This window comes from Haladaptatus sp. AB643 (genome assembly GCF_024136975.1).
In the GTDB taxonomy this organism is placed as follows: Archaea; Halobacteriota; Halobacteria; order Halobacteriales; family Haladaptataceae; genus Haladaptatus.
Genome location: NZ_JAMYJW010000003.1, coordinates 300,276 through 320,932, shown reverse-complemented (window position 1 = coordinate 320,932; position 20,657 = coordinate 300,276). Strand labels below are relative to the sequence as shown.

21 protein-coding genes and 1 tRNA gene are annotated in these 20,657 nt (G+C 58.7%); 8 read left to right on the top strand and 14 right to left on the bottom strand.

Going from position 1 to position 20,657, the window contains the following annotated elements; genetic code table 11:
• Positions 1 to 166: 166 nt before the first annotated feature.
• A complete protein-coding gene (locus NKF25_RS08720) occupies positions 167 to 1,360 on the bottom strand; it encodes a serine hydrolase domain-containing protein (RefSeq protein ID WP_253226290.1) in 1,194 nt (397 codons plus the stop codon).
• Positions 1,361 to 1,547: 187 nt separating this feature from the next.
• Here NKF25_RS08720 and NKF25_RS08715 point away from each other — a divergent pair, with 187 nt between their 5' ends.
• Positions 1,548 to 2,204, top strand: a complete 657-nt coding sequence (locus NKF25_RS08715) for a hypothetical protein (protein ID WP_253226289.1) — start codon at positions 1,548 to 1,550, stop codon at positions 2,202 to 2,204.
• Positions 2,205 to 2,341: 137 nt separating this feature from the next.
• On the opposite strand, the gene NKF25_RS08710 is transcribed toward NKF25_RS08715, so the two are convergent.
• The 3 genes from NKF25_RS08710 to NKF25_RS08700 form a co-directional block, all read right to left on the bottom strand.
• Complete coding sequence (locus NKF25_RS08710) at positions 2,342 to 2,692, bottom strand: hypothetical protein (RefSeq protein WP_253226288.1); 351 nt, start codon at positions 2,690 to 2,692, stop codon at positions 2,342 to 2,344.
• Positions 2,693 to 2,788: 96 nt separating this feature from the next.
• Positions 2,789 to 3,460 carry a helix-turn-helix domain-containing protein gene (locus NKF25_RS08705; RefSeq protein ID WP_253226287.1) on the bottom strand — a complete coding sequence of 224 codons (672 nt, stop codon included), beginning with the start codon at positions 3,458 to 3,460 and terminating at the stop codon, positions 2,789 to 2,791.
• An 85-nt stretch (positions 3,461 to 3,545) separates the two neighbouring features.
• The gene (locus tag NKF25_RS08700) at positions 3,546 to 4,097 is read right to left on the bottom strand and encodes a quercetin 2,3-dioxygenase (protein ID WP_253226286.1); all 552 of its coding nucleotides are present in this window, start codon (positions 4,095 to 4,097) and stop codon (positions 3,546 to 3,548) included.
• Between the two features lie 361 nt (positions 4,098 to 4,458).
• On the opposite strand from NKF25_RS08700, the gene NKF25_RS08695 reads away from it, so the two are divergent.
• A complete protein-coding gene (locus NKF25_RS08695; protein ID WP_256490500.1) occupies positions 4,459 to 5,427 on the top strand; it encodes an oxidoreductase in 969 nt (322 codons plus the stop codon).
• On the opposite strand, the gene NKF25_RS08690 is transcribed toward NKF25_RS08695, so the two are convergent.
• The 5 genes from NKF25_RS08690 to NKF25_RS08670 form a co-directional block, all read right to left on the bottom strand.
• Positions 5,428 to 6,105 carry a helix-turn-helix domain-containing protein gene (locus NKF25_RS08690; protein ID WP_253226284.1) on the bottom strand — a complete coding sequence of 226 codons (678 nt, stop codon included), beginning with the start codon at positions 6,103 to 6,105 and terminating at the stop codon, positions 5,428 to 5,430.
• Between the two features lie 284 nt (positions 6,106 to 6,389).
• A complete protein-coding gene (locus tag NKF25_RS08685; RefSeq protein ID WP_253226283.1) occupies positions 6,390 to 6,971 on the bottom strand; it encodes a hypothetical protein in 582 nt (193 codons plus the stop codon).
• 487 nt (positions 6,972 to 7,458) lie between these two features.
• On the bottom strand, positions 7,459 to 8,544 hold the full coding sequence (locus NKF25_RS08680; protein ID WP_253226282.1) for a hypothetical protein: 1,086 nt from the start codon (positions 8,542 to 8,544) through the stop codon (positions 7,459 to 7,461).
• A 336-nt stretch (positions 8,545 to 8,880) separates the two neighbouring features.
• Complete coding sequence (locus tag NKF25_RS08675; RefSeq protein ID WP_253226281.1) at positions 8,881 to 9,198, bottom strand: HalOD1 output domain-containing protein; 318 nt, start codon at positions 9,196 to 9,198, stop codon at positions 8,881 to 8,883.
• 837 nt (positions 9,199 to 10,035) lie between these two features.
• Positions 10,036 to 10,110 (bottom strand) — tRNA-Val (locus NKF25_RS08670).
• Positions 10,111 to 10,200: 90 nt separating this feature from the next.
• Here NKF25_RS08670 and NKF25_RS08665 point away from each other — a divergent pair.
• Complete coding sequence (locus tag NKF25_RS08665; protein WP_253226280.1) at positions 10,201 to 11,505, top strand: hypothetical protein; 1,305 nt, start codon at positions 10,201 to 10,203, stop codon at positions 11,503 to 11,505.
• Here NKF25_RS08665 and NKF25_RS08660 read toward each other — a convergent pair.
• Positions 11,502 to 11,741, bottom strand: a complete 240-nt coding sequence (locus NKF25_RS08660; protein ID WP_253226279.1) for a hypothetical protein — start codon at positions 11,739 to 11,741, stop codon at positions 11,502 to 11,504. The genes NKF25_RS08665 and NKF25_RS08660 overlap by 4 nt on opposite strands.
• 112 nt (positions 11,742 to 11,853) lie before the next feature.
• Between NKF25_RS08660 and NKF25_RS08655 the strand changes: the two genes are divergently transcribed.
• Both NKF25_RS08655 and NKF25_RS08650 read left to right on the top strand, forming a co-directional pair.
• Positions 11,854 to 12,807, top strand: a complete 954-nt coding sequence (locus NKF25_RS08655) for an MBL fold metallo-hydrolase (protein WP_253226278.1) — start codon at positions 11,854 to 11,856, stop codon at positions 12,805 to 12,807.
• A complete protein-coding gene (locus NKF25_RS08650) occupies positions 12,804 to 14,522 on the top strand; it encodes an adenine deaminase C-terminal domain-containing protein (protein WP_253226277.1) in 1,719 nt (572 codons plus the stop codon). Before NKF25_RS08655 ends, NKF25_RS08650 begins: the two co-directional genes overlap by 4 nt.
• Positions 14,523 to 14,550: 28 nt before the next feature.
• On the opposite strand, the gene NKF25_RS08645 is transcribed toward NKF25_RS08650, so the two are convergent.
• The 3 genes from NKF25_RS08645 to NKF25_RS24450 form a co-directional block, all read right to left on the bottom strand.
• A complete protein-coding gene (locus tag NKF25_RS08645) occupies positions 14,551 to 14,745 on the bottom strand; it encodes a hypothetical protein (RefSeq protein ID WP_253226276.1) in 195 nt (64 codons plus the stop codon).
• Positions 14,746 to 14,787: 42 nt separating this feature from the next.
• Positions 14,788 to 15,066 (bottom strand): HalOD1 output domain-containing protein, encoded by a 279-nt coding sequence (locus tag NKF25_RS08640; protein WP_253226275.1) that lies wholly within the window; start codon positions 15,064 to 15,066, stop codon positions 14,788 to 14,790.
• 105 nt (positions 15,067 to 15,171) lie between these two features.
• Positions 15,172 to 15,840, bottom strand: coding sequence for a helix-turn-helix domain-containing protein (locus NKF25_RS24450; protein WP_253226274.1), 669 nt, complete (start codon positions 15,838 to 15,840; stop codon positions 15,172 to 15,174).
• 370 nt (positions 15,841 to 16,210) lie between these two features.
• On the opposite strand from NKF25_RS24450, the gene NKF25_RS08630 reads away from it, so the two are divergent.
• On the top strand, positions 16,211 to 16,384 hold the full coding sequence (locus tag NKF25_RS08630; RefSeq protein ID WP_253226273.1) for a hypothetical protein: 174 nt from the start codon (positions 16,211 to 16,213) through the stop codon (positions 16,382 to 16,384).
• Between the two features lie 95 nt (positions 16,385 to 16,479).
• Positions 16,480 to 17,202: an archaeal proteasome endopeptidase complex subunit beta gene (psmB, locus tag NKF25_RS08625; RefSeq protein ID WP_223301965.1), complete on the top strand. Its 723-nt coding sequence runs from the start codon at positions 16,480 to 16,482 to the stop codon at positions 17,200 to 17,202.
• Here the strand turns inward: psmB and NKF25_RS08620 are convergent.
• A complete protein-coding gene (locus NKF25_RS08620; RefSeq protein WP_253226272.1) occupies positions 17,199 to 18,701 on the bottom strand; it encodes a hypothetical protein in 1,503 nt (500 codons plus the stop codon). The two genes, psmB and NKF25_RS08620, sit on opposite strands and share 4 nt — an antisense overlap.
• 278 nt (positions 18,702 to 18,979) lie before the next feature.
• On the opposite strand from NKF25_RS08620, the gene ligA reads away from it, so the two are divergent.
• A complete protein-coding gene (gene ligA / locus NKF25_RS08615) occupies positions 18,980 to 20,626 on the top strand; it encodes an ATP-dependent DNA ligase LigA (protein WP_253226271.1) in 1,647 nt (548 codons plus the stop codon).
• The last annotated feature ends 31 nt before the right edge of the window (positions 20,627 to 20,657 follow it).

The following is a 20,657-nucleotide window of genomic DNA, read 5'->3' as shown; positions in this document are numbered from 1 at the left end:
TATAATACAAAATTTATCGGTGGGGTGAGTTGTAAATACTCCCGAACAGTGTCGATACCTGGACTGACTGAACTATCGTGTTGACGGTCGAACTGCATCGATTCCGCGCGAACGGTATCGGGAGGTCGTGTAATCCGTATCACCTCCGTCGGGACCGCCAGTCCAATCAGTCGAGGCAGTCGTATAGCGCATTCCGAAGGGCCCTCTCTCGGGGGTCGTCCCACAGTCGCGGCTTCATGCGGTTCGGGGCGTACGCGAACCCAAGCCCTTCGTCGGGGTCGGCGAAGGCGAACGATCCCCCCGCTCCGGGGGTGCCGAACGCGGCCGTGGAACGTCCGAACCGAAAATTGGACGACGGCTTCGAATAGCCGAGCGAATAGGCGGATTCGGTTTTCAACACGAGATCCTCCGGTCCCTGTCGCGGCGGGTTCGCCGGCCGTCTCAACTCGTCTAACGTGTCGGTCCCGATGTCCAGATTTCCGCCATCGGTGGCGAGCATCCCGTATATCTCAGCGATATCTCTCACGCGACCGATGCCGTTACCCGATGGAATCTCGACCGAGCGGTACGACGGCCGATCGAGATCGGCGGGCGAGTCGATCTCGAAACAATCCAACGCACGACTCGACAGCGACCGTGGCGATAGTAGCGAGAGAACCATCCGCCACGGGAACTGCCGTATGTGTGTCACGATCTCGGCGACGCTGTAGCCGTCGATTTCGGCGATTCGATTCCGGGAGACATCGTCGGGAAGTCCGACGTAAAACTCGGCGTCGAGCGGCGCGGCGATCTCGTCGGCGAAGTACTGACCGAGGGTTCGTCCCGCAGGATCCGTCCTTCTGATGAGTTCGCTCTCGTACCACCCAAGGGTGAACGAGTGGTAGCCGTGACGGCGTCCCGGCGTCCATTCGGGACGCTTCGATGCGAGCATCGACGAAAGGGCCTCGGTATCCGCGATGCGTTCGGGATTCAGCTTCCGTCGTGGTGCCGCAACTCCCCCCTGATGGGCGAGTAGTTCACGGATCGTGATTTCGTCCTTTCCGTTCTGACCGAATGCAGGCCAGTGGGTGGCAACCGTATCGTCGTACTCGAACAACCCGTTCGACCGTGCATGCGCGACGGCCGTCGCCGCCATTCCTTTCGTCGTCGAGAAAACGAGAACGAGCGTGTCCTCGGTCCACGGCCCCGAGCAGGCGACGGTGCGAAATCCCCCCCAGAGATCCACCACCTTCTCCCCCTCGAGATACGCTGCACAGGCGGCACCGAGTTCGTCTCGACGCCGGAAGTTTTCCACGAACGTTTCGGCAACCGGTTCGAATCCCGGAGCAACCGTTCCGTGTATCGAAGGCGGCGACGTCATATGTGAGTTAGCACGATCAGTTGTGAAATAAATTCGGAGTGTAGATCCCCTGATTCGTCGAAGCAGCCTATCGTGCCCCGTGTCCTCGACGCACCGGATGAAAGCTATGATCGTAAATCGTCTACGATGAGTTGTGATCTAACTGAAACTATTTACTCCCTCGATTCAACGGTCAACTCATATCAAGATGAGTAGAACATCATCAGCTATCGAAACGGATCTAAACGCTTCAAGCGGCTTCATCGATATTACCTCCGAAGCAGTTTCGACGGTAATTCACACGCCCCTCATCTTCGGGTTGTTCTTGATCACCGGTCTTTCCGGACTTCTTTCTCAGACGTTCTCTAATTTCTTCTCGCTCGTTGCCGGGGCACTCGGGATAATTATGGCGTTTAACACCCTGGGTGGAGACGTCGAAAGCCAGCGTTCCTTCCCCGTCCGTGTTTTCTTTGTGCTGATTGCTGGAATCGTTGCGGGAATACTCGTCTTCATCGGGGCACTGTTTCTCGTTATTCCCGGTATCTATCTCTCCGTGCGTTTCCAGTTAGTCACAGCGACGATCATGCTGGAAGACTGCGGCCCGATAGAAGCACTACAGCGCAGTTTTTCTCTCACGAAGGGACACGCGTGGACCATTTTTGGTGTGACAGTTCTGATTGGGATCGCGTCGATTCTCCTCGGTGCTGTCGGGGCAGTACTCGTCGTGGGAGTTCCGAGCGGTTCGGTGAGCTTTAGCACGTATCAGGAGTTATTACGTATTGGCAGTGTGGTCTCCACGATCGTGGTAAGTCCAGTGAGTGTGGGAGCTAGCGCGGTCATGTATGGTCTGTACAGTCGAGAATAATCCCTCTGCGGTAGAATGCCCGGAACGAACTCGTACGCCACTACCGCTTGTTACACCGATATTGCGTGAGACGCTTTTCTATCACGTTCCTCTTCGCTGTTTCGCGTAGCGACTCCAGTTCGCCGCCCCCCGATTCGTCAATCAGTGTCAGACTCGCCCTCCTCATCGACGGGAATCTGCTCTTGCTGCAGCAACGCTTCGAGACGTGGGCGTTCAGTATACGAGATGAGTTGCAGTGAAGGATTATACTCGATCATACCATGGTCTGCCAGTTTGGGGAAGGAGATGTGATGAAGATGGATCTTCAGTCGCTCTCGATTCGTGCCAGTGTGTGTCTGTAGATGTTCTACGATGGTTTCGAGTGGAACGGGTTGATCAGCGTTCGAAATGAGATAGGACAGGATTTGACGACGTTGTTCGTCCGCGAGGAGTTTAAATAAGACGTCCAGCGAACGTTGTTCGCTTTCGTCGTTTGGCGACGTGTCCATCTTGATCAGGACTACTGGAACTGGATGTATAAGGTCTTGGTCTGTTCGAACAGGTCTCACTAAATAGAACGAAGGAAGTGAAAGGGGATCCGAAATTCAGGATTCGGACGTACCAAACAGCACGTGTTCCACGATTGCTTCGACTCCGTGTCGGATTCGGTCGGATAGCGACTGTTGGGTAATATCGAGTTCGGCCGCCAGTTCCGAGAGTGTGACCTGCCGAGGCGTCTTGAAATACCCGCGTTGGAATGCGAGCACGATGGCTTCTCGTTGTTTGTTCGTGACGATGGTTTCGAGTTCAGATGCTCCAGCCTCGCTCAATGAATGCATTTTGCCAAGTGTGTACTGGATCTCGTTCTCACGGCTGATGTTATGGAACTTCGTCAACTGGTCTTGAGAGGGGAACAGCAATTCGAACTCCCAGTTTTCGTTTCCATATCCGTGCGCGCTCCGAATAATGCCCTCCGTGATGGTGAGTCCTTCCAAGAATGCTCCACTTGGGATATCCCAATTGAGGAGATACAAGCGACGGTCCTTCACTTGGTCGATTGCAACGAATTGCTGGACGTTGGTGTCGTCTCGAACGCGCTGTTCGAAGGCATCTAAGTCACCGTCCCACGCCCAAAAGATAGGCACGACTTCGCCCCCGACAGGAACGATGCGTTCGAACTCGATATGAAGGTCGCTGTCGGCAGTGAGCATCGTTCCTAACGGGAAGCTCTCCGGAGGGAGAGACAACGCAACAATAACCGCCATGCAGTCATTCACTATGTATAGCGTATTAGTGATTTGGTTGGTACGAGAGACATCGTTACGACTCAACCGTCGGATTGTAGCTTTCGACCTCGGTGCCTCATTCGTGGCTTTCTTCCTCCTCATCCTCCGTAGCTAGCAAATTCGGAACATTCACCTGAGACTGCGTGTGTAGGTCACGAATTCGTTGTCGAAACTCCTCTTCTCGTTCCGAATCCGCTTCTCGTACGGCGTCCGGGGGCGGAAGACGACGTTCTGTCGCTGGTGTGCCAAGCATCCTGATGTTGTCATCGAAGCCACCTGGAGTATACATGTTCAGCGCACGTGCCGAAGGAGACTCGATGCGGAAGGCGTGAGGTGTATTTGGAGGGATCCAGACCGCATCACCTTCGCTCGCGGAAATCAGCTCGGTATCGACCTGAAACGTTATCTCACCTTCTTGAATGTAGAAACATTCGTGCGAGCGTTCGTGAATATGTGGTGGCGGTCCACCTCCTTCCGGCATCAGTTGTTCAATCATCGTGAACAGACCCATCGTTTCGTCAGCCGAGATAAGAATGCTCCATAGTATTCCGTTCCGCCAGAAATCGGGCGCGTCTTCCGACGCAGTTACGAACGCCTCCGGACCGGTGTAGCGGTTCGACTCGGTCATGGTGCCATTCCCGTTTGTGAGCCGTAGAGTGTTGTTTCGACCATTTCTACCACACATCGGTAACGGCCGGAATTTCATTAACGATTGTGATGGATGTGTCTACGTCTTCAAATAGTACGGGAGATAGAATACTCCCAGTCCGGTAATCGAGGCCCATCGCTTCTCACACCTCGTTTGTCAGCAACCGACGGTTCTGTAACCGGAGAAGACCCGGAAATTCGGCTCCTGGTCACGAGTACGGCTCAACAGTGGGAGACGCCGATGTCCATCCAAATTCACACTGATACTATACGAGATACTATTTAAACAAACTTGTATATTAGCACAGGACTCAGGCCAGTAGACGAACTTCGATCATCGTATGGAAGCGACAACAGAATCGAACTGGACTGCAACGAATATGCCCGACCAATCCGGTCGTACAGTCATCATCACTGGTGCGAACAGCGGGCTTGGGCTTGAAGCGACCAAAGCATTCGCGCGGAAAGGTGGGCACGTCGTCATGGCGTGCCGGAGCCTCGACCGGGCAAATCGTGCACGTCGAAAGATCGAGTCGATGGTCAGCGATGCGTCGTTGACGGTGCTCGAACTCGACCTTGCAAGCCAAGCATCCATCCGACAGTTCGGTACCGAGTTCGAGTCCGAGTTCGACCGCCTCGATGTGCTCCTCAACAACGCTGGTATAATGATGACGCCGTATTCGACGACAGAAGATGGGTTCGAACGACAACTCGGCGTTAACCACCTCGGACACTTTGCGCTAACTGGACTCCTCCTCGACCACCTCGTGGAGACCGACGGAGAGACCCGTGTCGTCACGCAGAGTAGTATCGCCCATAAGTCCGGGTCTGGCGAAATCCACTTCGACGACCTCAATGGAAAACAGTCCTACAGCCGATTCGAAGCGTACGCGCAGAGCAAACTCGCAAATCTGCTGTTCACCTACGAACTGGACCGCCGACTTCGCGCGGTTGGGGCCGACACGATTGCTGTCGCCGCCCATCCAGGCTCGTCGGCGACCGAACTTGCAAGCGGCGACACGGAGATGGATACATCCGTCATTCAACAAATAGTCAGGAAATTCGTGAACACCTTCATGACGCAATCCGCCGTCGCCGGTGCACTTCCAGCGCTCTATGCGGCGACAGCGGCGAACGTCGACGGCGGTCACTACATCGGCCCGGGCGGGCTCTTGGAGATGCGAGGGAACCCGACCCACGTCGTCTCGAACGCGACGTCGTACGACCACGCTACTGCACGCCGCCTTTGGGAGGTTTCTGAAGAGTTGACCGGAGTCACGTTCGAGTTCGAGGAACCACAGCCCGCATAGCTACCGAGTGTGTTGGGTTACCGATTGCTCCGGTCCGAGCGTCTGACTGATGAGTTGATTCTCGGCCCGGCGGAGAAGGTCGGACGCGGACGGGCCGGAAATTCCGAGTTCGTTAGCGAGTTCCTTCGTCGACAGGGTGCGCGGAGAGTCGTAATATCCACGGGCGAACGCGAGCGAGATTGCCTGATGCTGTTTCTCCGTGAGTCCAAACTGATCCCGTTCTCCGGGATTTTCGGGATCCGCTGCGATGTTCAACAATTTGAATGGGATGTTTTGGGCCGCACACAGATCTCGGTGGGTTTTGAACGCTTCGTAGTCGGAGAACACCTTCTGATGTCTCACCCCTTCGGGGGTAACCGCCGCGTTCATCAGTACGCCCTTGAACGCCTCGTGATCGTGTGAAGCAGCGAGGCCGGATTCGTCGTCGATGGTCAATCGATAAAACCACCCCTCGGCCGTCCGTCCGAGTTTTACCGTGTCAACGACCTCTGGCTGTGCGTCTACTTCCCGCTCGAACGCCTCTCGCGAGTCGTCGGTCATGGTCACCGCGACGAGAAGCCGTTCATCTTCGAGCGGGACGATATTGGAGATTGATATTTCGTTACTCGGGATCGAGCACGCGAGATCAACCAACGGGAGCGCTCGATCCGCGAGGAGAATCTCTGCGACGATTGCCATAGGGAGTAGTCGGAGTCGAGATGGTTTATCTACACTGCTCGCCATACACAGCCCCTGCTTAACTGAACATACTAAGAAAGAGACGGCCTATGTCTTCTGTAACCGCTCATAGAGATACTACACCACACCCACCCGTCACAGCGACCAACAACGGCCACGTGCGCGTCGGTTCGCCAATCCTCTCAAGTGAACATCCGCTAATACTCGAAAGTGATGGCTATCTGCGAATGCAGAATTCAGAGGGACTGTAGGACGACTCCCGAAAAGTCGCATCTTTCGAGGGCTCAGAGAGAGGCAAGTGAGTGGATTCCAGCGGGAACGCTTCCGACTCGCTGCCATTCGCCGTTCGTCGTTCGTTGCAAGACGCTCCCGCTCGATCCAGCGGCCGTACTCATGTTGATCGTTCGATCAGTCTCCTCAGAGCTGAACACCGTCCCTGCGACCACCTGTCCATCGATGACGGCCCACGCGTCGATTACTTCCTTCGGCCCACCAGGATACGGTACCTCTGTAAGCGATTCGTCGTCAGTCGATTCGTACAGTACCGCGTCCGCACCGCCACTCCAGGACGGTGGCGCATCGCGTGCTGCAGACGCGTATAGATTGCCGTCGTGGGTGATCGATTTCCGGAAATACGGTCGGTCACCCGTATCGAGACGAGACCACTCCTCACCCCAATCTTCCGTGCGATAGAGGCCACCTGATTGTATTCCGTCTGTACCCAGATATCCGGTAGAGACGACGAACTCATCTGGAGATAGCATGTGAACGTGGTGGATGTCGTCCGGAACCGGATCGTCCCGCTCAACCCAACTCTCGCCACTGTCTTCGGTTAGATGAAGCTTGCCAGCCTCGATGCCGACCACCAGCCTCTCGGGGGCGGTCGGGTGAATTCCGAGGGCACGGAGTCGAGGGGGGATATCACCGGGGGCTGTCCACTTCGGCCGTGACGGTTGTTCTTGGAGCGTTTTAACTTCGGACCACGTTTGTCCACGATCAGTGGAGCGGTACAGGTGTGCTGGCGCTGTCCCTGCATACACCTCCGTTGCTGTTGCACACACCGACCACACTGAATCAGTCGGTACTCCTAGATCATTCCACGATTCGCCATTATCGGGTGAGTGGTACAGCCCTGACGTCGTCGCCGCGAATATTCCCTCCGCAGTATCGAAGGTCCGTATCTCTGTTACGAAACCCGCATCGAGAACCTGTTCTACAGTCTCGAACGGGATGGTACTAGCCCGATAGACTCCATCTGATGTTCCGATTAACGCTGTCATGTTACTGTGATTGTCGTCCGTTGTGAGTTATTCGGCGGGAACGTAATCCGTGGAACAATGCTTTTCGGACCGATCACTCGTCTCGAATACTGGTCGCAGCGACCGAACGAGGTTGCTGTTCACGGTATCTATCCTTCCATGACAGGTCGATTTCGTCCCACGTTTCCCCGGAATCCGCCGATCGATAGAGGCCACGGTTCGTCAGGGCGTAAAACGTACCTGATTCATCGGGTATCGTTGCGAGAACAGGCACGAAGAGCCCGGCCGGATCCGGAAAGCCATCCGTACATTGCTGCCAGAGTTCCTCGCCTTGTCGTCGATAGACGACCGAGTATGGGTCGTTGGGTTCGTCGTGCGTGCGAACCGCTTCGTCTTCGATGTCATGCGCTCTACCCGCCCCCGGCGAGGTCGTTATGACACGGGTGTCCGGGTCGCCGGGGTCGACCGCAACGGCCCATCCGTAGTGCTGTTCGAGGCCTTCGGATGAGTAGACCCACGAGTCACCGCCATCGGTACTCTCCACGTATTCATGGCCCTCCTCTAGCAAACCGTCTCCTGCAGCGGCGTACACCCGATTCGGTGCATCTGGGTGAGTTGCGAGCGTATGTGCATCGAATGGTCCATCGGGTACTCGATCAACCCATGTCTCACCTCGGTCGCTGGTCCTCACAACCGCTCCAGCTTCGATACTGACGTGGAGTCGCTCAGGAACGTTTGGATCCGGTTCGATCCAGCGGACGTGATGGGTGTCCGGACGGCCGGGGAACGACCATTCCGTCGCTGAATCGAGATCCGTGAGGCCGTGACACTCGTTCCACGTGTCCCCACCGTCATCTGACCGGTATACCGCACTCGGTTCCGTTCCTGCATAGACCGTTCCGTACTCCCCTGGTCGATCCTCTCCAGCGACGGCGATCGCCATGACTCGCGACGACGAGAAATCGGAGCCGATCTGTGACCAGGAATTGCCACCGTCTACTGTTCGCCACAGTCCATCGTTGAATGTCCCGAGGTACGCACGCTCGGGGGCGTATGGATCAACGGCAACAGCGTACGGCCGTTCATTGCCATCGAAGTATCGATTGGCGTCCCAGTTCCCACCTCGTCCTTCGATTACGAGCAATGCGTAGTCCAACGCGGCGTAAATTCGGGTTGTCATGTGATTGTAGTTGCTTTAGTTGCCGGGTCCGGTCTACTTCACTCAACCACGTGCGGTTCAGGCGCGTCGTAGTCGTGCCGGAGCGGTGGCAGTTCTGTGTCCGATTTTCCGGACATCACGCTTCCAATGTCGTCGCATAGTCTGAAAATGATTTCCTGAACTAATTTTTGGTAGTTTTGGTGCCACTTTTGTGGCGAAAACCACTGTCTGAGTGGTTGAAAACGGGCTCCTGAGAACAGGGAGTACGAGGGGAACACACAAGTCGTTCGGCGAGACGGAAGCGAAGACACTGTTCTTCGTGTTCACGAGCGGGGCGATCAGTTGCCGCTCTCGTACTCAGATTTCTTGGCCGTCGTCGAGCAGTGTTGCCTGTACATCACCAGCACTCGTAACTACGACTTGGCACCCGCTGTACTCGAAAACGATACGTCCAGTCGTTTGGGACGTATCATCCAACGGTGAGTCGAAGAGTTCCTCAAGAGCGTCTGGGTTAATCGTCTCGTAGATTGGTGGGAGCGACGATGTTTCAACCTCTTTCTCTGCAGCAACCTCGCGAACGATCGCTACTGGGAGTGAATCTATTTCACCGCCGTCGGTGAGTTTCGGCTGAATTGGCTGGGTAGTGTCTGACAGTGGATTAGTTGAATCAGTCATGGTTTTGGATTCTCTAATCGAATCAGTCGATATCGTGATATTTTGTAGCACTTACTTTGCTGAGTATGCTGCTACCGGGCACGCATCCTTAAAATAATCGGGTTCGAAACTGCCATGTTTGATCATAGCCAACAATCGTTCTTCGAGTTGTTTAGAAAAAATTGGATACGGTATTCATTCGAAATACTTCGGTACATTTTGGATCAGGCGTACAGCGTCGGATGTTATGCCGGTTGACTCGATGAGACCACGAGGCGTCCATTCGACTAATCCAGCATCCCCGAGAAGAGGTAGATGTTGATGTCTGAGGGCCAGCGCAATCCGCTGACGATCGGAGTCGGAATACTGCTCTAACTCTTCACAAACTGCCGCAGCTACATCGGCAACTGGTTGTGGTTCATTCGTAACGTTGAGATACAGGAGTGTGTGGCGACGATATGAATGATTCACTGCCCGTAAGATCGTGTCGAGATCCAGTCGTGGCTCGGAATCCGTTTTTCTCCAATGCGCCGTTCCGTTGTTCATCCTACGATTGTATCCTGACATTTCTTTGGATGATGGTAGCATTTCACAGGGCGATACGGAGGTATATTATTGTAGAATTGACAAAGGTGTTTTTCTAGTATTGTAAAACAAGAACGCCAACATATTTATTATTTATGAGACTCCGAAATGAGTCCAAAGTCGAGAGAGAGAGAGCACCCATCAACAAACCAACTCGTTTGTGTTCAACGACCCACCCTGTAGACAGCGCGGTAATTACCGAATCGATTTGCCACTCGTCTGTGACGAGCGGCGTAGACGCGCCGCTCATCGGTTACTCGTGGCAGAAATTGATGGGTCGGGGCAGATTCGAACTGCCGATCTGCTCCGTGTGAAGGAGCTGTCATAACCGGACTAGACTACCGACCCGCTCACTTTTTCGTTTTCCTGCACCGGACTTAAGGCTTGCTTTCGAGGGCGGCCGGTACGACCAAGGGCCAGCGATTCCGACCCCCGAACATGACCGACTGGAACGTGGTGAACGTGGCCGATGCGGAGCCGGGCGTTCGGGACGGCGGGAAACCCCTGAACGAAGTGCTTTCCGCGCACACCGGTCCGCGGACGAAGTTCGTGCTTCCGGAGGGACGCTACCACCTCGACGGGCGGTTCTACCACAACGACGCCGAAGCGGTCGCGGTGGTGGGCGACCCGCACGCCACGCTGGTCGTGACCGACCCCGACCAGCAGTACGGGCTGGACGTCGGGGGCGATTGGGGCGTATCCGCCGAGTCGTCGGCCACGACGGTCGAGATTAGAAACCTGACGTTCGATATGACCGCGGAGGACGTCGGGGCGCAGGCCATCTCGGCGCGGGCGAGCGACGACCTGCGAATCGAGAACGTGGCGGTCGAGGGTGAGTGTGCATCGGCGGGCAAGAAGGCCCTCGGGGCGATTTACGCGGCGGTCACGCACCCGGATGGGGTGGGCGAGGTGAACGTCTCGCTACCGGACGGATGTGCGTTCCGGCCCGACGCGTATCCGAACCAGTCACCCGCGGAGTCACAGACCAGCCATCCGATCGGTATCAGCGTTACCGACGACCACCGCGGCGAACTGACGTTCCGCGACTGCCACGTCGAGGGGTGGGTGAACAACGGCGGCTACCTCGCGGGCGGGACGGGACCGTGTTTCGTGGAGGGAGGCCTGTGGAAGGGCAACGGGAACGCGAACCTCCGGTTGGGTGATGGCGACGAAGCCAGCGGCGTTGAAATCGAGGTGGACGAGACCGAATACACTGGCTGTGGACTCTGGTTACAGGAGGGCGACGCACGCGTCTCGAACGCCGAGATTCGCCTGCCGGACTGCGACAACGACGGGCTCCGGATTTCGAGTCGCTCCGCCCGCGTGCGCGACCTAAAGATCGAGTGTGAGTCCTCGGCGCGTGCCATCAAGGTCAACGACGGGGACGGTCCGGTCGTCTTGGAGAACGTGGAACTGGTGGACTCGGGCGACGGCGCGATTCACGGCTACTGCGTGGAGCTATGGCGCGACGGAACCGAACTCCGCGACTGCCGGTTTGCCTTCCGAAACGGTACGGAAAATCGACACGGTATCAACGTCCTCGGCGAGGGAATCGTCTTCGATGGCGTGACGGCCACCCACGACGCGGACGGGAACGCGACCATGCTCGTCAAGGCCGACGACGTGGCGTTCAGGAACTCGACGTTCCGTGGCCGTGTCGATGTGGATCGAAAAAACGCGTCGCCCCCGCACGTCGAGGGCGGCGACTTCGCGGACTGTGAGTGTATCGGATTCGAGGTCTAACTCATCCGCTTTCTCGCGTCCCGGACGGCGTCGCGGGAGCGTCGTTTCGCTTCGTGCTCCACGCCACGGAGGTTTCGTCGCATCTTCTCCCGTCGGTTCGGCTCCGGCGGTCGTTCCCGTCCGGTCAGTTCGCGGGCTTTTCGCTCGGCGGGTTGCAGTTCCTCACGGAGACCACGCCCGATATGACTCCCGGCAAGTCGGAGGTGGTACCACGCGTCTTTGAAGTGTGTGTTCATGGCTCTCCCAATTATGTCCTTACGCTTGGGTCAGATATAATCGTTCCGTCGGAATTCGGCGGGGACCCCGGTTCAAAAACGGTTTTACCACGGGCAAAGAAAGGAGATACGTATGTTTACGCGGCTTTCGATTCCGACGCCGTTCCAAATCGGACCAGTGAACGCCTACTTGACGGGGCGGACGCTGGTGGACCCCGGTCCGGGAAGCGAAGAGGCATGGACTGCACTGCTCGACGGGTTGGAGGACCACGACCTCAGTCCGAGCGACGTGGAGCAGGTGCTCATCACGCACCCGCATCCGGACCATTTCGGCTTGGCAAAGCGGCTTCGTGAATCGGGCGCACGGGTCGTCGCCAGCACCGCGGCAGCGGACATTTTGGGGAATTTCGACGACAGATTGCGGTACGAACAGGAGTACTTCTCGGATTTCTTCGACCGGAACGGGATGGCGGCGACGACCGCCCAAACCGTGACCAACCTTCCGGAGGCGTATCTCTCGGCCGCCCCGAGCGTCGAAACCGACCTCGCACTCGACGACGGCGAATCGGTCACGGTCGAGGGTATCGAGTTGACTGCCGAGTTCGTTCAGGGACACTCCGCCGGGGAGACCATCTTCACGTTCGAATACGAGGGCGAATCGATGGCGGTCGTCGGTGACCACGTGCTCGGTGATATCACCCCCAACCCGTTCCTTCAACCGCCGATGGAGAGCGGTGGAAAGCGCCCGCGTATGCTTCCGTCGTTCAACCGCTCCCTCTCGAACCTCCGCGAGCGCGACCTCGACCACATCTTTCCCGGCCACCGTGAAGAGATCGATGACCCCTCCGAGCGGATCGGCGAAATCCTCGACTCCCACGAGGAGCGAACCCGAAACGTTCGCACGCTCGTGGACGACCCGACGACGGCGTTCGGCGTGATGGAAGGGTTGTTCGACGATCTGCCCGCGACGGAGTACTTCCCCGGGATGAGCGAGGCGGTCGGCCACCTCGACGTGCTCGAAGAGCGCGGGGAAGTGAACCGACACGAACAAGGTGGCGTCGTGGTGTACGAGGGAGTAACTAAATGAACGAACTGCAACCCGTCACCCTCGGCGACGAACCTGCCGACCTCGTGATTCGGAACGGTCGCGTTCTCTTGCCGGAGTTGTGCGAGTTTCAGGCCCGCGATGTGGTCGTGAAGAACAACCGCGTCGCTGCGCTGCCGGAGGATGGAACCGACGCTATCGGCGACGAAACCCGAGTCATCAACGCCAGTGACCGCGTCGTGACGCCGGGATTCATCGACGCTCACACGCATATCGATTTGCATCAGACGTTCGAGAACGCCTATCACTACGCCCTCGAAAGTGGAACGACGACCGTCATATCGGAGGTTTCGGGTTTCGGGTTGTCGTTCGGCGCGGAAGGCGTCGAACAGTTGCTCGCCGCGACGTCGTACCTCCCGATTCGGGTGTACGCAACGGTTCCGCCGCAACCTCTCATCGACACGTTCGAACCCGCACGCGGGAACGCGGAATCGCTCACCAACCTCCTCGGTGACGCTCGCATCGTCGGCGTCGGCGAGACCGACTGGATTCACGCCGTCGGTCGGGACTCCCCGACCGAGGACCTGTACGAGCGCGCCCACATCGAGGGCAAAACCGTCAGCGGCCACGGTGCTGGCTGTTCGGGAGAGAAACTCCAAGCGTTCGCGACCGTCGTCGACGACGACCACGAGTCGATCACGGGCGAGGACATCATCGAGCGCGTCGAGAACGGTATCCACGCCGTCGGCCGTTGTGGCTCGATTCGTGACGACATGTCGGCAGTCGGCGAGGCGTACGAGGAAATCGGCGCGGCCGAAATCTCGCTCTCGACGGACGGAATGTGGCCCCGGGAACTCGTCCGGGAGGGATACATGGACGTGGTGGTCCGCCGGGCGATCGAGGAGGGCGTCTCGCCTGCGGACGCAATTCGCATGGCGACGCTCAACCCTGCCCGCCACTTCGGCCTGTCGAACCTCGGGTCGCTCGCTCCGGGCAACATCGCCGATATCCTGCTCATCGACGACTTGGAAACCGTCAACGTCACCACCGTGATCAACGGCGGCGAGGTCGTCTACAACAACCACGAGATGGCCGTCGCGCCGCGTTCCTACGAGTATCCCGACCACTTCTACGACAGCGTGAACGTCAGCACCGATCCCGACGAGTTCCGCGTTCCCGCGGACGTGGCCGTCGACGGGGAGGTTCGCGCCATCGAATATCGCGAAGGACTGCTCTCGGGAGAGACGAACGTCGTCCCACCGGAGGAGGACGGCGAACTCGTCGCTGCGCCGGAGGACGGCCTGTTGAAAGTCACGCTCCTCGACCGGCATCCGGACGGGGACGGAACCGGTTTCACCGGCTTCGTTACCGGATTGGGACCGATCGAGGGTGCGATTGCAACCAGTCTCACGTGGGAGACGCCCGGCGTCATCGCCGTCGGTAGCGGTGAAGACCTCCGTCGTGCAGTTTCGCACGTCAACGAGATGGGCGGTGGCTGGGCGGTCGTCAGGGACGGCGACGTGATCGCCGAACTCCCGACGCGAGTGGCCGGGGTGTGCTCGGACCTCGAAGTCGAGGAAACCGCAAAACTGTACACCGCAATCGAGAGCGCGCTACGGAGTCTGGGCACGGACGTCGAGCGTCCGATGATCGGAATCCAGACGCTCACGTTCCCCGGCGTGCCCTCCCTCAAGATGTCCTTCTCGGGCTATGCCGACATCTTCTCGCGCGAAATCGTCGGCTTGACGCCGAACTAGGCGTTCCGGTGTCGGTTCCCGTTTCGTTTTACTGGCCCGAGTGGTGCTCCCTGATGGTTCGAATCTGTTCGTACGGGAAGAAGTTCCGTCCACCTTTCCGCCGAATCCAGATACCCGTCTCGTAGAAATCTACGTCCGTCGCTGCGACGGGTGACACTATGTTCTGTTCCCCACCCCGTTTGCCAGTCGGCACGAGGTACACGTCGTACTCGTTGTCAGGCATGAGGGGGCTGACAACGGATAGCAGCAAAAGCGTACTGGCACACTATCGAGCGTCGTAGATGACGACGCGACCGTTCTCTTCGACGGCGATGGAGAATTCCCTGTGGCGGAACTCCACCCGTGTCGGAACGTCCTTCCCGGATCGTCGGTCGAACAAATCCTCCAGCGCATCGGGATCGATACTCTCGTACAGCGGTTTTATCTCCGTCGAACTGTCCCCGACGACTTCGGAGATCGCGTCGATAACGGTTTCCGCGATCCGTCCATCACCGTGGTTCGCTTCGTTGAGAATCGGTCCGTGGCCGTCCGAATCCCGACACATGTCAGATACCTCCCGGCATCCGTACACAAAACGATATGGCCCACATCCTCTGGTTGAAGGTGAAGTAGTAAGGGAATTCTTGGGGTTTAGTGGTTCTCACTTTTATTACCCCTCGGAAATATCGCTCGGACCGGTCCGGGGGAACAGCGTCGCACCGAGCATTCGCTCCAAGCCACGCCTGAGGCGTCCCGAGGCGGCCTGCGGGGAGATGTCGAGCGTCTCGGCGAGTTCCGAGAGCGACGTTTCCCGCGGGACGCGGAAGTAACCGGACGCGAACGCCGTTGCGAGCGCTTCGCGTTGCTCGTCGGTCAATCCGTACTGTTTTGCCGGGAACTCGTCCACGGTGTAGATCCGGCGAACTTCGTACGTTATCGAGCGGTCGTCGCAAGCCTCCCGAAACTTCGTCGTCGATTCGTGATCCGGGAATCGGATTCGGAACAGCCAGCCATCGTCGTTCCCGACGGCATCGAGCAGCGTCAAATCCCCTTCGGTCAGGATTCCGTGAATTCCGTCCGTTGCGCTCGCCCAAACGACTCGACAGAGGGCACCGTTCTCGGTTCTGCTGAGAACCTCCATGGAATCGATGGGTGACTGATCGAACGCGACGGTATCGAGAAACGCCGGCTCGGCGGTCGCGACCCAGACGAAGGGAATCGAGTACTCCCGTGTCGGAACGATTTGTTCCAGTTCGATTCGAACGTCGGAACGATACTGGAACAACTCGTGAAGTGCGAATTCCTCGCGTGGGAGTCGAAGGTCGACGACGACGTTCACGGATAGCTATTGGTGGGCATACGCGTCAATCCTTTCGGCTAGCTGGATGACAGTATGAGCGCTGGTTTCATGGGGTGGTGTGTGGTTTCAGGAGGTGGTGTGCACGGTGTTCACGCGCAGCGTGGGGGCAAAATCGGAACGATATCGCGCATGAGACGATAATGATCCTCATAACTTACGCATATTGACGACGTTGGAATGGCGTGGCCATCGTGGTCCCCCGGAACGAATTCGTCTATAATTGTGCACTACACAAGTGCGTTTGAATCGATAGACGGCGGAGCCCTGATCGGGGTGTATAAATCGTTATGAATCTTCCAGAGCAATAACGAATTTATAGGGGTGCGGCTCAGGGACGGGTGAAGTTGCAATGTTCGCACCGATACGACGCGCGACACTGTTTGCCCTGTACCAGATGAGCGTATTCGCCGGAATCTGTCTGCTTCCGGTCGCCCTCGTCGCTCGACGTGCAGGTGTTCCGTTCCCGATGCACCGAATAATGGCCTCCCTCGAAAAGACCTACGAGAACACCAAGCGCGCATAATCGAAACCGGCGGTTCGTTTTTCTCCGGCAGTCACACCCCGGAAGGGTTGGTTTTATCAGTGCTGACGGACTACGGTCGGGTAATGCGTACTCCAATGCACGGTTCCGACTTCTCGCGTAATCTGGAGCGTTTCGGCGGCAACGACACCAGCCCGTACGAGCCGGAAATCGGTTCGCTCCCCGAGAACAACTTCTCGAAGGACGATATGAAAAACGTCAACAAAACCGGGACGACCACCATCGGTCTCACGACCGGCGAGGGCGTCGTCATGGCGACGGACATGCGCGCCAGCCTCGGCGGTCGCTTCGTCTCCAACAAGAACGTCCAGAAGGTCGAACAGATCCACCCGACGGCCGCACTGACGATGGCCGGGTCGGTCGGTGGTGCACAGTCGTTCATCCGAACGATGCGCATCGAATCCAACCTCTACGAGTCCCGACGCGGCGAGCAGATGAGCATGCAGGCCCTCTCGACGCTCGCGGGCAACATGCTCCGTAGCGGCCCGTTCTTCATGGTTTCGCCCATCCTCGGCGGTATCGACGAGGAAGGCGCACACATCTACAGCCTCGACCCCGCCGGTGGCGTCATGGCCGACGACTACACCGTCACGGGTAGCGGGATGCAACTCGCCTACGGTGTCCTCGAACAGGATTACGAGGAAGGTCTCTCGAACGAGGAAGCGAAGGCCGTCGCCGCACGCGGTATCAAGAGCGCCGTCGAGCGCGACACCGGCAGCGGCAACGGTGTCTTCCTCGCCGAGATCACCGAGGAAGGCGTCGATATCACCGGGCACAAGGACTTCGACGAGGTCCTCTAATTCCAGTCGGTAAAGCTACCGTCGAGTAACGTCTCTTTCTGTTGGTCGATGTAGGCGCGTTGCATACCCGAGATAGCATCCTCCAGCGACTCGCCATCCTCCAGCCGTTCTTTTACCTCCCGTTTCTTCCAGTCCGCGGGCGTCACACGGTGGCGCGCGCGCTGTCGGAGCGGGTAGAGGTATTTCGCCGCCTGTTCGTCCGACAATCCCCGCGCTTGCAGACCGTCCTTCGCGTGGGCGAACAAGTCGCTGAACAACTCGTCCGTCTCCGTCGTCTCCTCGCCGGAATTCGTGATCCAATAGAGGTCGGCGTCGAGTCCGTCGCGCATGGCGGCGTAGAAGTTGTCCCGTGCGACGACCCAATCCAGGTGGTGTACCGGATGCTCCCGGCGGAACGTGCTCTCCAACAGGCCCGCGAACGCCGCCTGAAACGCGATGGAGTCGCGGACCGTCGGTTGCGCGGCGATGGGGCGAAACTCGATGCGCGCGTTCGCGTCGGCGCGCGTGGACCCGCCGAACACCGGACGAACCCACCGCCAGTAAGTGCCGTGTTTCAACCGGAAATGCGCGAACTCGTCGTCGAAGCGGTCCGAGCGGGAGACGGGCATCGGCACGATGGTGCGGTCGTCGACCACGTCGTCGATAGCGTCCGCCGCCGATTCGAGGTCGTCCGGGAATCGAACTTTGCCGGGGTCGTCGGCGTTCAACACCGACTCGAAGACGTGGATGCGGTTTTCCATCCACGCCTCGTCCACGATCTCCTCGGCTGGCGCGTCTTCGTACAGATCCGGCGGGAAGAAGGGCGAGTTGACGCTGAGGGCCAACAGCGGGGCCGCGATACGGGTCGCGTACTCGAAGTACGTCGGCAGGTCGCGGGCGTGTGGCACCTGGTAGTGGGGCTGGATGGACGTGATGAGGCTCTCGGGCATCACCGTCTTCGAGGTCAACGAGACGTGCGGCGCGTCGAGTTCCATCCCGACGGCCTCCCCCGTGTTCGCCATCGCGTGATACCGCACCGAGTTGCTCATGTTCGCCGCTATTTGAACCCCGTCGTCCTCGACGCCGTCGGTGAGATACCGTCTCGCCGTCTCGCCGGTCGGCGGAATCGTCCAGAGACCATCGCTCACGAGGCGCATCCCTTCGGCTCCAGCCCGGTCTTCGGCCGCGGAGAGGCGGGCTTTCACCTCGGATTCCTGTGCCGCCAGCCCGTACTCGTTCAGCGGCTGAGGACTCGTAGACATCTCGGCGTTGTGCAGGCCGAGTTCCTTCTCGAAGCCGATGAGCGACAGGAGCCTGCGCGGAACCCGCGAGAGCGCCTTCGTCTCACCGTCCACGGCGTAGAACTCGTACTCGAACCCGACGATGGCCTGCGGGTTGTCGAACGTGCCGTCCTCCAGTTCCCGTTTGATGACCTCTGCGTCCTCCTCGACACGAGCCTGAAACTCCTCCCTGTCTACCGTCAACACGTCTTTCACCTGCGACGCAAGGTCCGAAGTCATGCGAGGGGGTGTGCGGTCCAGACGCTTCAATCCACGGGCTTTCTCGTCGTGATGGTGAGTGAACTATCGTGTTGATTTGGTTCTGCTGTGCGTGCAAGTGTCGGGGGAGATAACGCTACGGTGAAGTGGTACTTCCGCCGTGATTTCGATTCACTCCTAATTCTCTCGAACGCACCCATCACGAAAGAAGACGAGGTCAGTCAGAACCATTCTAGCCGCCGTCGTCCCCCGAAATCGAAAGCCGTGTGCTTAACTCCGACCGAGAATAACGCCCGATAATGGAGTTCGCGGCATTCGCCGAGGTGGCCGGGGAGATCGAGGAGTTGAGTGCGGATACCGACATCATCGACGCGGTGACCGACCTCCTCTCGTCGGCGAACGACGACCTGGACATGCTGGCGCGGTTCGTACAGGGGCGGGTGTTTCCGGCGTGGGATTCGACGACGCTGGACATCGGCCCGAACCTGTGTTACACGGCTATCGCCCGTGCCGCCGGACAGAACGTCTCGGCGGACGACGTCGAGGACCGACTCGCCGAGTTGGGGGACATCGGCGCGGTTGCGGCGAGTTACGATTTTGGGGGGCAACGGGGACTCGCGGCGTTCGGTGCCGGGCAGGACGAACTGACCGTCGCGGAGGTGGCGAACGAACTCGACGCGCTCGCCACGACCGAGGGGTCGGGCAGTCAGGACACGAAAATCGACATCCTGTTCGGGCTGTTCAACCGCACCGATTCCGACGAAGCCCGATATCTGGCCCGCCTCGTCCTCTCGGAGATGCGGATCGGCGTCGGCCAGGGGACGGTTCGGGACGCCATCGCGGCGGCATTCGACGTGCCGGTCGAGTCGGTTCAACGCGCCCTTCAGGTGTCGAACGACTACGGACGAGTGGCCCGAGTCGCCCGCGACGAGGGCGAATCCGGGCTCGATGAGCTACAACTCGAAGTCGGGCGACCGGTGCAGGCGATGCTCGCGCAGGCGGGCACCGTCACGGACGCACTGGAGGATTGGGAGCGGGCGGGCGTCGAGTGGAAGTTCGACGGCGCGCGGGTGCAACTGCACTACGACGGCGAGGAGGTTCGGATCTTCTCTCGAAACATGGAGGAGGTGACGAACCCGTTGCCCGAAATCGTGGAGTACGCGGAGGAGAACCTCACCGCTCCGGCCATCGTGGACGGCGAAGTCGTGGCGATGGCGGACGGCGAACCGCTGCCGTTTCAGGAGGTCCTCCGGCGGTTCCGACGCAAGCACGACGTGGCGCGTGCCCGCGAGGAGGTCGCCGTCGAACTCCGGGCGTTCGACTGCCTCCACGCCGACGGCGAGGACCTGTTGACCGCGCCGCTCACCGAGCGCCACGACCGGCTTCAAGTGATTCTCTCCGGCGGGGTGTCTTCGCTCACCGTCACGGGCGACGAGGACGAAATCGTGGCCATCGAGGAGAACGCGCTCGATGCGGGTCACGAGGGCATCATGCTCAAGAACCCCGATTCGACGTACTCGCCGGGTCGTCGCGGGAAGAACTGGCGGAAACGAAAGCCCGACGTGGAGACGGTGGACCTCGTCGTCACCGGCGCGGAGTGGGGCGAGGGTCGCCGGGCGAGTTTCCTCGGGACGTTCCTGCTCTCGGCACGAACCGAAAACGATGAATTCGAAACCCTCGGCAAAGTCGCCACCGGAATCACGGACGAGGAACTAGCCGAACTGACCGAACTGCTCGAACCGCACATCGCCACGCAGGACGGGCAGGTCGTTGACCTCTCCCCGGAAGTCGTCTTCGAGGTGGGTTACGAGGAAATCCAGCAGTCTCCGACCTACTCGTCCGGGTTCGCGCTTCGGTTCCCGCGGTTCCTCGGCGTGCGTGACGACAAGACGCCCGAGTCCGCCGATTCGTTGGAACGAATCGAGCGGCTGGCTGAGATGCAGTAACGGCCGAACTCGCGTTCCGAGGACGCGACGT

Bases quoted from the DNA above. Each gene is read 5' to 3' on its own strand.
- NKF25_RS08720 (WP_253226290.1), bottom strand. From the start codon at position 1,360: ATGACGTCGCCGCCTTCGATACACGGAACGGTTGCTCCGGGATTCGAA.
- NKF25_RS08715 (WP_253226289.1), top strand. From the start codon at position 1,548: ATGAGTAGAACATCATCAGCTATCGAAACGGATCTAAACGCTTCAAGC.
- NKF25_RS08710 (WP_253226288.1), bottom strand. From the start codon at position 2,692: ATGGACACGTCGCCAAACGACGAAAGCGAACAACGTTCGCTGGACGTC.
- NKF25_RS08700 (WP_253226286.1), bottom strand. From the start codon at position 4,097: ATGACCGAGTCGAACCGCTACACCGGTCCGGAGGCGTTCGTAACTGCG.
- NKF25_RS08695 (WP_256490500.1), top strand. From the start codon at position 4,459: ATGGAAGCGACAACAGAATCGAACTGGACTGCAACGAATATGCCCGAC.
- NKF25_RS08690 (WP_253226284.1), bottom strand. From the start codon at position 6,105: ATGGCAATCGTCGCAGAGATTCTCCTCGCGGATCGAGCGCTCCCGTTG.
- NKF25_RS08680 (WP_253226282.1), bottom strand. From the start codon at position 8,544: ATGACAACCCGAATTTACGCCGCGTTGGACTACGCATTGCTCGTAATC.
- NKF25_RS08675 (WP_253226281.1), bottom strand. From the start codon at position 9,198: ATGACTGATTCAACTAATCCACTGTCAGACACTACCCAGCCAATTCAG.
- NKF25_RS08665 (WP_253226280.1), top strand. From the start codon at position 10,201: ATGACCGACTGGAACGTGGTGAACGTGGCCGATGCGGAGCCGGGCGTT.
- NKF25_RS08660 (WP_253226279.1), bottom strand. From the start codon at position 11,741: ATGAACACACACTTCAAAGACGCGTGGTACCACCTCCGACTTGCCGGG.
- NKF25_RS08655 (WP_253226278.1), top strand. From the start codon at position 11,854: ATGTTTACGCGGCTTTCGATTCCGACGCCGTTCCAAATCGGACCAGTG.
- NKF25_RS08650 (WP_253226277.1), top strand. From the start codon at position 12,804: ATGAACGAACTGCAACCCGTCACCCTCGGCGACGAACCTGCCGACCTC.
- NKF25_RS08645 (WP_253226276.1), bottom strand. From the start codon at position 14,745: ATGCCTGACAACGAGTACGACGTGTACCTCGTGCCGACTGGCAAACGG.
- NKF25_RS08640 (WP_253226275.1), bottom strand. From the start codon at position 15,066: ATGTGTCGGGATTCGGACGGCCACGGACCGATTCTCAACGAAGCGAAC.
- NKF25_RS08630 (WP_253226273.1), top strand. From the start codon at position 16,211: ATGTTCGCACCGATACGACGCGCGACACTGTTTGCCCTGTACCAGATG.
- psmB (WP_223301965.1), top strand. From the start codon at position 16,480: ATGCACGGTTCCGACTTCTCGCGTAATCTGGAGCGTTTCGGCGGCAAC.
- NKF25_RS08620 (WP_253226272.1), bottom strand. From the start codon at position 18,701: ATGACTTCGGACCTTGCGTCGCAGGTGAAAGACGTGTTGACGGTAGAC.
- ligA (WP_253226271.1), top strand. From the start codon at position 18,980: ATGGAGTTCGCGGCATTCGCCGAGGTGGCCGGGGAGATCGAGGAGTTG.